This window comes from Streptomyces silaceus, assembly GCF_001419745.1.
Lineage (GTDB): Bacteria > Actinomycetota > Actinomycetes > Streptomycetales > Streptomycetaceae > Streptomyces > Streptomyces silaceus.
Window position 1 is genome coordinate 658 of sequence record NZ_LIRJ01000337.1, and the last position, 11923, is coordinate 12580.

An 11923-nucleotide genomic window follows, 5' to 3' on the forward strand; every position below is an offset into this window, starting at 1 on the left:
GCTCCACGCCGAGCACGAGGACGCCCGTCGCCATGGGGTCGAGGGTGCCCGCGTGGCCCACGCGGCGGGTCTTGGCGATCCCCCGCATCTTGGCCACGACGTCGTGCGAAGTGAAGCCGGACGGCTTGTCGACGATGACAAGGCCGTCCGGCGTGGTCCCGCTCTTGCTCATGCTGAGGCGTCGCCGTCCGTCTCGTCCTCGGGCTTCTTGTACGGGTCCGCCTCGCCCGCGAACTCGGCGCCGGCGGAGACCTCCCGCACCTTGGCGTCCGAGAGCCGTGCCTTGTCGAGCAGGTCCTCGATGGCCCGCGCGTTGTCGGGCAGGGCGTCCGCGACGAAGGCCAGCGTCGGCGTGAACTTCACGCCCGCGGCCTGGCCGACCGCCGACCGGAGGACGCCCTTGGCGCTCTCCAGGCCCGCGGCGGCGGCCGCGCGGTCCTCGTCGTCGCCGTAGACCGTGTAGAAGACCGTGGCCTCCCGCAGGTCACCGGTCACCCGGGTGTCCGTGATCGTCACGTGCGTCCCGAGCCGCGGGTCCTTGATCCCGCGCTGCAGCTTCTGAGCAACCACCTCTCGAATGAGGTCCGCCAGCCTTTTCGCCCGCGCGTTGTCGGCCACTGGTCCGTCTCCCTTATCCCCGGGCATTCCCTGGGCTTGTCTTGCCTTGTTCAGTCGTCGTCGCCGTGCAGCCGTCGCCGGACCGACAACAGCTCCACTTCGGGCCGGGCGGCGACGAGGCGCTCGCACCGGTCCAGTACGTCCGTGAGATGACCCGCGTCGCCGGACACCGCCGCGAGGCCGATCTCGGCCCTCCGGTGCAGGTTCTGACCGCCGACCTCCGCCGCGCTCACCGCGTACTTCCGCTGGAGCTCGGCGACGATCGGACGGACGACGGAGCGTTTCTCCTTCAGCGAATGTACGTCGCCGAGGAGCAGATCGAAGGACAGAGTCCCCACATACATGTGTGTCCGGATGTCCCGCCGGTACGGGGTCGGTGCCCCGCCAACCGCTTGGCAGGGACACCAGAACCGTACACGGAACGGCCGGGGCCGATCGACGGGATTTCCCCCGTCGACCGGCCCCGACACAGACCACTCGGTCACGACCGCCGTGTGGCGGTCGATCAGCCGCGCGGCTTCTCGCGCATCTCGTACGTCGCGATGACGTCGTCGACCTTGATGTCGTTGAAGTTGCCGAGGTTGATACCGCCCTCGAAGCCTTCGCGGATCTCGGTGACGTCGTCCTTGAAGCGGCGCAGGCCCTCGATGTTGAGGTTCTCCGCGATGACCTTGCCGTCGCGGAGCAGGCGGGCCTTGGTGTTGCGCTTGACCTCGCCGGAGCGGATGAGCACACCCGCGATGTTGCCGAGCTTGGACGAGCGGAAGACCTCGCGGATCTCCGCGGTGCCGAGCTCGACCTCCTCGTACTCCGGCTTGAGCATGCCCTTGAGGGCCGCCTCGATCTCCTCGATGGCCTGGTAGATCACCGAGTAGTAGCGGACGTCGACGCCCTCGCGCTCCGCCATCTGCGCGGCACGGCCGGCCGCGCGGACGTTGAAGCCGATGACGATGGCGTCGGAGCCCATCGCCAGGTCGATGTCCGACTCGGTGACCGCACCCACGCCGCGGTGCAGGACGCGGATGTCGACCTCTTCGCCGACGTCCAGCTGGAGCAGGGAGGACTCCAGGGCCTCGACGGAACCAGAAGCGTCACCCTTGATGATGAGGTTGAGCTGCTGGATCTCGCCGGCCTTGAGCACCTTGTCCAGGTCCTCGAGCGAGACACGGCGCACGCGCTTGGCGAACGCGGCGTTGCGCTCACGGGCGGCACGCTTCTCGGCGATCTGACGGGCCGTGCGGTCCTCGTCGACGACCAGGAAGTTGTCGCCGGCGCCCGGGACGTTGGTGAGACCGAGCACGAGGACGGGGGTCGAGGGACCCGCCTCCTCCACGTTCTCGCCCTTGTCGTCGAGCATCGCGCGGACGCGGCCGTAGGCGTCACCGGCGACCATCGTGTCGCCGACGCGGAGGGTACCGCGCTGGACGAGGACGGTCGCGACGGCGCCGCGGCCCTTGTCGAGGTGGGCCTCGATGGCAATACCCTGCGCGTCCTGCTCCGGGTTGGCCCGCAGGTCGAGCGAGGCGTCCGCGGTCAGGACCACGGCCTCGAGCAGCTGGTCGATGTTCTGACCCTGGCGCGCGGAGATGTCGACGAACATCGTGTCGCCGCCGTACTCCTCGGCCACCAGACCGAACTCGGTGAGCTGACCGCGCACCTTGGTCGGGTCGGCACCCTCGACGTCGATCTTGTTGACCGCGACCACGATCGGCACGTCGGCCGCCTTGGCGTGGTTGAGCGCCTCGATCGTCTGCGGCATCACACCGTCGTTGGCCGCGACCACGAGGATCGCGATGTCGGTGGACTTCGCACCACGGGCACGCATGGCGGTGAACGCCTCGTGACCGGGGGTGTCGATGAAGGTGATGGCGCGCTCTTCGCCGTTCACCTCGGTCGCGACCTGATAGGCACCGATGTGCTGGGTGATGCCACCGGCCTCGCCCGCGACGACGTTCGTCTTGCGGATCGCGTCGAGCAGTCGGGTCTTACCGTGGTCGACGTGACCCATGACGGTCACGACCGGCGGACGGGAGACCAGGGCCTCGTCGCCGCCCTCGTCCTCGCCGAACTCGATGTCGAAGGACTCGAGCAGCTCGCGGTCCTCCTCCTCGGGGCTGACGATCTGAACCTGGTAGTTCATCTCGTCGCCGAGGAGCTGCAGCGTCTCGTCGGAGACGGACTGCGTGGCCGTGACCATCTCGCCGAGGTTCATCATGACCGCGACGAGCGACGCCGGGTTGGCGTTGATCTTCTCCGCGAAGTCGGTGAGGGACGCACCGCGCGACAGGCGAACGGTCTCGCCGTTGCCGCGAGGCAGCATCACGCCGCCGACCGACGGGGCCTGCATGGCCTCGTACTCCTGGCGCCTCTGCCGCTTCGACTTGCGACCGCGACGCGCGGGACCGCCGGGACGGCCGAAGGCGCCCTGCGTGCCACCGCGGCCACCCGGACCACCGGGACGGCCACCGAAGCCGGGACGACCGCCGAAGCCGCCGCCACCACCGGGACGACCGGCACCGCCGCCGCCACCGGGACCGCCGGGACGGCCGGCGAAGCCGCCGCCACCGCCGCCGGGACGACCCGCGAAGCCGCCGCCACCGGGACGACCGCCGCCGCCCGGACGACCGCCGCCGCCGGGACCACGGCCACCGCCGGGGCCGCCGCCGGGACGCGGGCCCGCAGCGGGACGCTGCGGCATCATGCCCGGGTTCGGACGGTTGCCGCCGGGGCCGCCGCCGGGACGCGGAGCCTGCGGACGGGGCATGCCGCCCGGGGTCGGACGGGCGCCGCCCTGACCCTGCGGACGGGGCGCACCCTGGCCGCCCTGGCCCTGCGGACGCGGGGCGCCGCCGGGACCGCCGGGGCCGCCGCCGGGACGCGGGGCACCGCCCGGACGGGGCGCCTGCGGGCGCGCCATGCCGGTGGAGCCACCAGAGGTGAAGGGGTTGTTGCCCGGACGCGGACCCGCGGGACGGGCACCGCCGGGACGGGGAGCACCCTGGCCACCGGGGCGCGGGGCACCACCCTGACGGTCACCGCGACCGCCCTGGCCCTGACCCTGGCCGGGGGCCGGACGGCCACCGGGCTTCGGGGCACCCGGGCGGGCGCCCGGACGGGGGGCCTGCGGCGCCGCGGGAGCGGCGGGCGCGGCCGGCGGAGCGGTGAACTCCGGGGCGGACGGCGCCGGGGAGGCCGGAGCCGGCTTCGGCGCCGGCGGCTTCGGGCCGGGCGTCGGGCGCGGGCCCGGGGTCGCCGGGGAGGCCGGAGCCGCGGGCTTCTCGGCGGCGGCCGGCTTGGGCGCGGGCTTGGGCGCGACCGGACCCGGTCGGGCGGCCTGCGCCGGGGAGGGTGCCGACGGGGTCGGCGGCTTGGGGGCGGCCTTGCGCGGCGCCCCGGGCTTGGCGGCGGACTTGCCGTTGCCACTGCCCTGCTGGAATGCGTCAGTCAGTTTGCGTACCACGGGCGCCTCGATCGTCGAGGACGCCGAACGTACGAATTCACCGAGTTCTTGGAGCTTGGCCATGACGACCTTGCTCTCCACGCCGAACTCCTTGGCGAGTTCGTATACCCGGACCTTAGCCACTTCGCTCCTTTTAGGTCCGGGTTACGCCGGACCGTCGCTACTTCATGGGCGTACTCATCGCGTACTCATCGAGTGCTCATCGCAATCTCGACCTACTTCCAACTCGCGAGGTACCAGGGCCGCACGGGGTTCCGCGCGACCGCGTCTTACGGTGTTGCCTGCTGGGCAACTGTCTCGACAGCCCGGCGCAACGCCTCCGTGTCGAGCGGTCCCTGGGCGCGGAAGGCCCGGGGGAACGCCCGGCGGCGGACCGCCAGGTCCAGACAGACCAGGGCGGGGTGTACATACGCACCCCGGCCGGGCAGCGTACCGCTTGGATCGGGGACGCAGGCGTCCTCCATCGCCACGATGCGCAGCAGATCGCTCTTGGCCGCTCGCTCCCGGCACCCCACACAGGTGCGCTCAGGGCGTGCGCGGGCATGCGTCCGGCCAGACACGCTTAAGTCTACCTCCCCGCACCGACCTCACCCCTTTGGGGCAAGAATCGAACGGCTACTCGCCACATACTGTCGTGATCCAAGCCATGGCCGCCCGGAATTTATTCCCGGCGGCCGTCGGCTCGGCGGTCCCGCTACTGGTCGGCGGGCTGCTCGGTGTCGGGCCTGATGTCGATGCGCCAGCCGGTGAGCCGCGCGGCCAGGCGGGCGTTCTGCCCCTCCTTGCCGATCGCGAGCGACAGCTGGTAGTCCGGCACCGTCACCCGGGCCGAGCGGGCGGCGAGGTCGACGACCTCGACCTTGCTGACGCGGGCCGGGGAGAGCGCGTGGGCGACCATCTCGGCCGGGTCGTCGGACCAGTCGACGATGTCGATCTTCTCGCCGTTCAGCTCGCCCATGACGTTGCGCACACGGCTGCCCATCGGGCCGATGCAGGCGCCCTTGGCGTTCAGGCCCGAGCGCGTCGAGCGGACCGCGATCTTGGTGCGGTGGCCGGCCTCGCGGGCGATGGCCGAGATCTCGACCGAGCCGTCGGCGATCTCGGGCACCTCAAGGGCGAAGAGCTTCTTCACCAGGTTCGGGTGGGTGCGCGACAGCGTCACCGAGGGGCCGCGGACGCCCTTGGCCACCCGGACGACGTACGAACGAAGGCGCATCCCGTGCGGGTACTCCTCGCCGGGGACCTGCTCCTGCACCGGCAGGATGGCCTCCAGCTTGCCGATGTCGACCAGCACGTTCTTCGGGTCGCGGCCCTGCTGGACCACGCCCGTGACGATGTCGCCCTCGCGCCCGGCGTACTCGCCGAGGGTCGCGTCGTCCTCGGCGTCGCGCAGACGCTGCAGGATGACCTGCTTCGCCGTGGTGGCGGCGATGCGGCCGAAGTCGGACGGAGTGTCGTCGAACTCCTTGGGCTCCTGGCCCTCTTCGAGGTCCGCCGGGTCCTCCGTCGCCCACACCGTCACATGGCCGCTCTCGCGGTCCAGCTTCACGCGCGCGCGGCGGAAGCTGCCGTCGGTGCGGTGGTAGGCGATGAGGAGGGCCGACTCGATCGCCTCGACAAGCAGGTCGAAGGAGATCTCCTTCTCCCGGACCAGACCCCGCAGGGCACTCATGTCGATGTCCACGGCTACGCCTCCTCTTCCTTCTTGTCCTTGCGGTTGAACTCGACCTGCACACGCGCCTTGTCGATCTGGTCGAAGGCGATCCTGCGGGTGGTGGCCTTGCGGCCCTTCACCCCGGGCACCTCGAGGTCGAGGCCCTCGTCGTCCACGGTGAGGATGCGGGCGATCAGCTCGCCGCCCTCGGTGAGCTGGAACTTGACCAGGCGGTCGACGGCACGCACGAAGTGGCGGTGCTCGCTCAGGGCGCGCTCGGCGCCGGGCGAACCGACCTCCAGGTCGTACTCCCCCTCGCCCATCGCGTCGGTCTCGTCGAGCTTCGCGGAGAGCGCGCGGCTCACGTCCGCGATCTGGTCCAGGTCCACGCCGTCCTCGGAGTCGATGACGACTCGCAGCACTCGCTTGCGTCCGACCGAGGCCACTTCGATCTCTTCGAGATCCAGGTCCTGGGAGGTGACGAGCGGTTCCAGTAGTTGCCGCAGCCTCTCGCTCTGGGTGGTGCTCATCCGGGTGACTCCTCGGCCGCGTGTGCTGTTGTGGGATCGTCGCGTGTCAGGTCAAAGGGTATCCGGTCCCGAGGGGTGTTGCCGCCCACCGGCGGGAGGATGCGGGGTCCCGGTCCCGAGCCGATCGCCGGGAGCGGGGCGGTGCGAAGGTACGGTGATCACCGGGCCCGCGCCCACCGGTTCCTCCCTCCCGTTCTTTTCTCGTTCACGCCTTTTGGCCTTCCTTCCGAGGATGTCTGCCGTGCCGCCGTATCTCACCACCCCGCGGTCCCGTCCGGGCCCGCGCCGAAGGAGTCTGCTCACCGGGGCCGCCGGCGTCGCGTCGGCCGCGCTGCTCGCGGGCTGCACGGACACCACCGACACCGACGAACGCCCGTCCGCGACCCGGCGTCTGCGCGCCAGGACGGCCGAGGACAGCAGGGCGCTCCTCGCGCGCTACGACGCGGTGCTCGCCGCGCACCCCTCGCTCGCCGGGCGGCTCGGGCCGCTGCGGGACGAGGTGCGGCGGCACGCGGAGGCGTTCGAGGACGACGGGTCCACGGCCTCCCCCTCGGCGGCGCCCTCCGCCTCCGCTTCCCCCTCCGCTTCCGCGAAGCCCTCGCCGAAGCCGTCCGTGGCGTCCGACCCGAAGCGGGCCGTGCGCGACCTCGCCAAGGCCGAGCGCGAACTGGCCGACCGCAGGGCCGAGGCCTTGCTCGACGCCCCGGCCGAGCAGGCCAGGCTGCTCGCCTCGGTGGCCGCCGCGGGCGCCGCCCACGCCTATCTGCTGACGGAGGACGACAAGTGAACGCCGCGATGGCCCCGAGGGCCCCGAAGGACGCCTCCACGGCCGCCAAGGACGAGGAGCTGAAGGCCGTGCAGGCCGCCCTGAGCGCCGAGCACGCGGCCGTGTACGGCTACGGCGTCGTCGGCGGCCGGATCGGCGAGGCCCGCCGGGCCGAGGCCCGCACCGCGTACGACGCGCACCGCGCCCGGCGCGACGAACTGCAGCGCACCGTCCGCGACCTGGGCGGCGAGCCGCAGCCCGCCGACGCGGCCTACGCCCTGCCCTTCCCCGTGCCGGACTCCGCGGCGGCCGTGCGGCTCGCGGCGGAGCTGGAGGACCGGGTCGCGGGTGTGTACTCCGACCTCGTCCGCGCCGCCTCGGGCACCCGGCGCGGCAGCGCGGCCGCGGCCCTGCGCGAGGCGGCGGTCCGGGCGGCGCGGTGGCGGGGCGGGAGCGTAGCCTTCCCTGGGCTCGCCGAGCGGTCCGCCGCGTCCGGCTCGACGGCACCGGCGACCCCCAAGGCGTAACCGGGCCACACGTCCAGGAAGGGAACGACTCGCGCATGGCTTTCGAACCGCCCCAGCGCCTCGTCACGGCACTCGGCGAGACGGCGCAGGACGGCGACGACTGGCTGGAGAAGCTGCCCGAGGCAGCGGAACAGGCCGTCGCTCTACGCGAGTTGACCGTGGAACGGATGCATGTCCCCGGTGGCCGCAGCGGGCTCGTGCTGCTGGTGCGACGGGCCGACGGCACGCCCGCCGTGCTCAAGCTCGTGCCGCCCCGCTCCCGCCCGGAGAGCGAGCGGGCCGCGCTCGCGCACTGGGGCGGGATCGGGGCCGTGCGGCTCCTCGACCCGGACGCCTCCGACGGCGCGGTGCTGCTCGAACGGCTGCACAGGGACGTGTCCGTGCGCTCGCTGCCCGAGGCGAAGGCGCTCCTCGAGGCCGCGGGGACGCTGCGGCGGCTGTGGGTGGAACCGCCCGCCGGGCACCGCTTCGAGACCGTCGCCGAGCGGACGGGACGCCAGGCCGAGGCCCTGCGGGCCTCCTCCGACGCGGAGGTCGCGCCGCTGGTGGACGCGGCACTGGCCGCCCGCGACGAACTGCTCGCCGGCGCCCCGGAGTCCCGGCTGCTGCACGGCACGTTCCGGCAGAGCAAGGTCCTCGCCGGGGACCGGCTGCCGTGGCTGGCCGTGGGGCCCGACCCCGTGGTGGGCGAGCCCGCCTTCGATCTGGCGCGCCTGGTCCGCGACCGGGTGGAGGACCTGATCGCCTCGCCGTCGGGCGCCTCGATCACGCGGCGGCGCGTGAAGAAGCTGGCGGAGTCCCTGGAGGTCGAGCCGGAGCGGCTGCGGGGCTGGACGCTCTTCCGCGCGGTCGAGTCGGGCGTCCGGGCCCGGCGGGTGGGGCGTACGCAGGACGCCGAGCTGCTGCTGGAGTTCGCGGGCTGGCTGTAGCGGTACGCGAGAGGGCGCACCCCGTGCGGGGTGCGCCCTATCCGTGTGCGGGGGCCGTCAGGCGGTGAGGCGGGCGATGGCCTCGTCGACCGTGAGCTCCTCGCGCTCGCCGGTGCGGCGGTCCTTCAGTTCGAGGACGCCGTCGCCGGCGCGGCGGCCCGCGACCAGGATCTTCGGCACGCCGATCAGCTCGGAGTCGGTGAACTTCACGCCCGGGGAGACGCCCGGACGGTCGTCGACCAGGACCCGGACGCCGGCCGCGGCCAGCTTGTCCGAGACCTCCAGGGCCAGCTCGGTCTGCAGGGCCTTGCCGGCGGCGACGACGTGGACGTCGGCCGGGGCGATCTCCTCGGGCCAGATCAGGCCCTTGTCGTCCGCGTGCTGCTCGGCGAGGGCGGCGACGGCGCGCGAGACGCCGATGCCGTACGAGCCCATGGTCACGCGGACCGGCTTGCCCTCCTTGCCGAGGACGTCGAGCTGGAAGGCGTCGGCGTACTTGCGGCCCAGCTGGAAGATGTGGCCGATCTCGATGGCGCGGTCCAGCTTGAGGCCGGTGCCGCAGTGGGGGCAGGGGTCGCCCTCCTGGACGACCACGACGTCGACGTACGCGTCGACCTCGAAGTCGCGGCCCGCGACGACGTTCTTGGCGTGCACGCCGTCCTTGTTGGCGCCGGTGATCCAGGCGGTGCCGGGGGCGACGCGCGGGTCGGCGACGTACTGGACCTTCTCCAGGCCCTGCGGCCCGACGTAGCCGCGCACCAGGTCGTCGCGGCCCTCGAAGTCCTCGGCCGTGACCAGCTCGACGGCGGCGGGGGCGAAGTGGGCCTCGACCTTGTCCATGTCGACCTCGCGGTCGCCGGGGACGCCGATGGCGACGATCTCGCCGTCGACCTTCACGAGGAGGTTCTTGAGCGTCGCGGAGGCCTCGACACCGAGGTGCGCGGCGAGCGTCTCGATGGTCGGGGTGTCGGGGGTCGGGATCTCCTCGGCGGCGGGCACGCCGGCCGCGTCGACCGGCTTCAGGGCGTAGGAGACGGCCTCCGTGTTCGCCGCGTAGTCGCAGTTCGGGCAGTCGGCGAAGGTGTCCTCGCCGGCCGCGGCCGGGGCGAGGAACTCCTCGGACTTCGAGCCGCCCATGGCGCCGGCGGTGGCGGCGCAGATGCGGTAGTCGAGGCCGAGGCGCTGGAAGATCTTCTGGTACGCGGCGCGGTGCAGCGCGTACGACTGGGCGAGGCCCTCGTCCTCCAGGTCGAAGGAGTAGGAGTCCTTCATGAGGAACTCGCGGCCGCGCAGGATGCCGGCGCGGGGGCGGGCCTCGTCGCGGTACTTCGTCTGGATCTGGTAGAGGATCACCGGCAGGTCCTTGTAGGACGTGCACTGGTCCTTGACCAGGAGGGTGAAGATCTCCTCGTGGGTGGGGCCGAGGAGGTAGTCGCCGCCCTTGCGGTCGTTGAGGCGGAACAGCTCGGCGCCGTACTCCGTCCAGCGGCCGGTGGCCTCGTAGGGCTCCTTGGGCAGCAGGGCCGGCAGGGAGACCTCCTGGGCGCCCATGGCGTCCATCTCCTCGCGGACGACCCGCTCGACGTTGGCGAGGACCTTCTTGCCCAGGGGCAGCCAGGACCAGACTCCGGCGGCGGTACGGCGCACGTAACCGGCGCGGACGAGGAGCTTGTGGCTCAGCACCTCGGCGTCCGCCGGGTCGTCGCGCAGGGTCTTCGCCATCAACCGGGACATGCGCTGGACCTGGGCCTTGGCCATGATTCTTGACTCCTGCTGCGAAAGGTTGGTCCCAGGAGGTTATCCGGCGCCCCGCCCCGGCCGGAAATCCATTCAGGGGTGACGGTGCAGGGGCAGGGGGGCGCCCATCACCGCGTACGGCTTGGGGGCGCTGGGGAACAGGACGCGGCGGGCCAGGTCCGCGTACCCGAGCGAGCGGTATAGACCGCGGGCCGGGCTCTCCACGTCGATGGCGGAGAGGATGGAGCGGGGCTCGGGGACGCCGTCCGTGATGGTGGTGATGAGCGCGCGCCCGATGCCGCGGTTCTGGTGGCCGGGGTGGACGTGCAGTTCGGTGATGACGAAGGAGTCGTCCAGCCAGCCGTCGAGGTCCCGGCTGCGCAGATAGGGCTCGACGACGGTCGACCACCAGTGGGCGCGGTCGTTGGGCATGCCGTAGACGAAGCCGACGAGCCGGTCGTCGGGGGTGGTGGCGCCGAAGGCGCGGGCGCCGGGGTAGGTGAGGTGGCGCAGCACGATCTGGCGTCGTACGGCCACCTCGTCGTCGCTGAGACCGAAGGCGTGGGCCTGGACGCGCAGCGCCTCGTCGACCCGCGCGGCGAGGTCGAGCGGACCGATCACGACGTCGTCAGTCATGGGGCGACCCTACTTGCCGCCGCCGTGCTTCTGAACAGGGCGCTCGGCGGGGCGCGGCACGGTGTCGGCCGGTTCAGAACAGGACGCTCATGAACGCGCCGACCTCCTGGAAGCCGACCCTTCGGTACGCCGCCCTGGCCGCGGTGTTGAAGTCGTTGACGTAGAGGCTGACGACGGGGGCGACGTCCGCGAGGGCGTAGCGCAGGACGGCGGCCATGCCGGGGGCGGCGAGGCCGCGGCCGCGGTACTCGGGGGCGACCCACACTCCCTGGATCTGGCAGGCCTGCGCCGTGGCGGCGCCGATCTCCGCCTTGAAGACGACCTTGCCGTCCTGGTCGAGGCGGGCGAAGGAGCGGCCGGAGCCGACGAGTTCGGCGACGCGCGCCTGGTAGAGGAGGCCGCCGTCGCCGGCCAGCGGCGAGACGCCGACCTCCTCGGTGAACATCGCCACGCACGCCGGCATGATCGTCTCCATCTCGTCCTTGCGGACGCGACGGACGTACGGGTCGGGGACGACGTCGTCCGGGAGGCGGTCGGTGACCATCAGGGGCTGCTGGGCGCGGACCTCGCGGGCGGGGCCCCAGGACGGCTCCAGCAGGCGCCACAGCTGGGCCGTGGGGCCCGCGGGGCCGACGATGGAGGAGCAGCGGCGGCCCGCCCTGCGGGCGCGGTCGGCGAAGCCGCGGACGGCGCGGGGGGTGGCGCAGATGGGGACGAGGTTGGCGCCCGCGTAGCAGAGGGACGCCAGCATGCCGTCCTCGTACCAGCCCCACATCTCGCCGCCGAGGCGCCAGGGGTCGAGGCCCGCCACCTGGACGCGGGCGGTCACGAAGGCGTTCGCGACCGGCTCGCGGTCGAGCACGGCGAGCGCGGCGTCGAGGTCACTCGGTTCGAGGACCCGGGTGGTGGTCTGAGTCAACACGTGCGGGGGCCTCACCATACGGTCTGCTGATCTCCGCACTGTACCTGGCGGGGGCGCCTTGTGCGGGGGCGCTTTGTGCGGGGCGCCTTGTGCGGGGGCGCCAAGTGCGGGGGGCGCCTTTTGTCCGTGGGGCCGTCCTGGGTG

Annotated in this window: 12 protein-coding genes and 1 pseudogene; 3 read left to right on the forward strand and 10 right to left on the reverse strand. The window is 72.5% G+C overall.

All coding sequences use genetic code 11. The annotated features are described in order from the left end of the window. The 7 genes and pseudogenes from AOK22_RS43040 to rimP all read right to left on the reverse strand — a co-directional run. Nucleotides 1–172: pseudogene (locus tag AOK22_RS43040) on the reverse strand (tRNA pseudouridine(55) synthase TruB); the annotation flags it as partial. After that, nucleotides 169–618 (reverse strand): 30S ribosome-binding factor RbfA, encoded by a 450-nt coding sequence (gene rbfA, locus AOK22_RS27955; protein ID WP_055701493.1) that lies wholly within the window; start codon nucleotides 616–618, stop codon nucleotides 169–171. The pseudogene AOK22_RS43040 and the gene rbfA, both read right to left, overlap by 4 nt. A 50-nt stretch (nucleotides 619–668) precedes the next feature. Further along, on the reverse strand, nucleotides 669–962 hold the full coding sequence (locus tag AOK22_RS27960; RefSeq protein WP_055701494.1) for a DUF503 domain-containing protein: 294 nt from the start codon (nucleotides 960–962) through the stop codon (nucleotides 669–671). 161 nt (nucleotides 963–1123) lie between these two features. Continuing rightward, the gene (infB, locus tag AOK22_RS40185; protein ID WP_079036869.1) at nucleotides 1124–4201 is read right to left on the reverse strand and encodes a translation initiation factor IF-2; all 3078 of its coding nucleotides are present in this window, start codon (nucleotides 4199–4201) and stop codon (nucleotides 1124–1126) included. A gap of 146 nt (nucleotides 4202–4347) precedes the next feature. Continuing rightward, nucleotides 4348–4638 (reverse strand): YlxR family protein, encoded by a 291-nt coding sequence (locus tag AOK22_RS27970; protein ID WP_079036870.1) that lies wholly within the window; start codon nucleotides 4636–4638, stop codon nucleotides 4348–4350. Between the two features lie 134 nt (nucleotides 4639–4772). Beyond that, nucleotides 4773–5762, reverse strand: a complete 990-nt coding sequence (gene nusA / locus AOK22_RS27975) for a transcription termination factor NusA (RefSeq protein ID WP_055701497.1) — start codon at nucleotides 5760–5762, stop codon at nucleotides 4773–4775. A gap of 2 nt (nucleotides 5763–5764) precedes the next feature. Then, on the reverse strand, nucleotides 5765–6262 hold the full coding sequence (rimP, locus tag AOK22_RS27980; RefSeq protein WP_055701498.1) for a ribosome maturation factor RimP: 498 nt from the start codon (nucleotides 6260–6262) through the stop codon (nucleotides 5765–5767). Between the two features lie 232 nt (nucleotides 6263–6494). On the opposite strand from rimP, the gene AOK22_RS27985 reads away from it, so the two are divergent. From AOK22_RS27985 to AOK22_RS27995, 3 genes are read left to right on the forward strand one after another with little or no spacing between them, the layout of a single operon-like run. Beyond that, the gene (locus AOK22_RS27985; protein ID WP_055701499.1) at nucleotides 6495–7049 is read left to right on the forward strand and encodes a hypothetical protein; all 555 of its coding nucleotides are present in this window, start codon (nucleotides 6495–6497) and stop codon (nucleotides 7047–7049) included. Nucleotides 7050–7057: 8 nt separating this feature from the next. Beyond that, nucleotides 7058–7555 (forward strand): ferritin-like domain-containing protein, encoded by a 498-nt coding sequence (locus AOK22_RS27990; RefSeq protein WP_055701503.1) that lies wholly within the window; start codon nucleotides 7058–7060, stop codon nucleotides 7553–7555. 35 nt (nucleotides 7556–7590) lie between these two features. Continuing rightward, a complete protein-coding gene (locus tag AOK22_RS27995; protein ID WP_055701500.1) occupies nucleotides 7591–8484 on the forward strand; it encodes an aminoglycoside phosphotransferase family protein in 894 nt (297 codons plus the stop codon). Between the two features lie 57 nt (nucleotides 8485–8541). Here the strand turns inward: AOK22_RS27995 and AOK22_RS28000 are convergent, their stop codons facing one another. From AOK22_RS28000 to AOK22_RS28010, 3 genes are all read right to left on the reverse strand, one after another. After that, nucleotides 8542–10242, reverse strand: a complete 1701-nt coding sequence (locus AOK22_RS28000; RefSeq protein ID WP_055701501.1) for a proline--tRNA ligase — start codon at nucleotides 10240–10242, stop codon at nucleotides 8542–8544. A gap of 72 nt (nucleotides 10243–10314) precedes the next feature. After that, a complete protein-coding gene (locus AOK22_RS28005; RefSeq protein WP_055701502.1) occupies nucleotides 10315–10857 on the reverse strand; it encodes a GNAT family N-acetyltransferase in 543 nt (180 codons plus the stop codon). A 73-nt stretch (nucleotides 10858–10930) separates the two neighbouring features. Next, nucleotides 10931–11779: a GNAT family N-acetyltransferase gene (locus AOK22_RS28010; RefSeq protein WP_055701504.1), complete on the reverse strand. Its 849-nt coding sequence runs from the start codon at nucleotides 11777–11779 to the stop codon at nucleotides 10931–10933. Nucleotides 11780–11923: the final 144 nt, after the last annotated feature.

Coding starts and splice junctions, on each gene's coding strand:
- AOK22_RS27985 (WP_055701499.1), top strand. CDS start 6,495: ATGTCTGCCGTGCCGCCGTATCTCACCACCCCGCGGTCCCGTCCGGGC.
- AOK22_RS27995 (WP_055701500.1), top strand. CDS start 7,591: ATGGCTTTCGAACCGCCCCAGCGCCTCGTCACGGCACTCGGCGAGACG.
- AOK22_RS27990 (WP_055701503.1), top strand. CDS start 7,058: ATGGCCCCGAGGGCCCCGAAGGACGCCTCCACGGCCGCCAAGGACGAG.
- AOK22_RS27960 (WP_055701494.1), bottom strand. CDS start 962: ATGTATGTGGGGACTCTGTCCTTCGATCTGCTCCTCGGCGACGTACAT.
- AOK22_RS28000 (WP_055701501.1), bottom strand. CDS start 10,242: ATGGCCAAGGCCCAGGTCCAGCGCATGTCCCGGTTGATGGCGAAGACC.
- AOK22_RS28005 (WP_055701502.1), bottom strand. CDS start 10,857: ATGACTGACGACGTCGTGATCGGTCCGCTCGACCTCGCCGCGCGGGTC.
- rimP (WP_055701498.1), bottom strand. CDS start 6,262: ATGAGCACCACCCAGAGCGAGAGGCTGCGGCAACTACTGGAACCGCTC.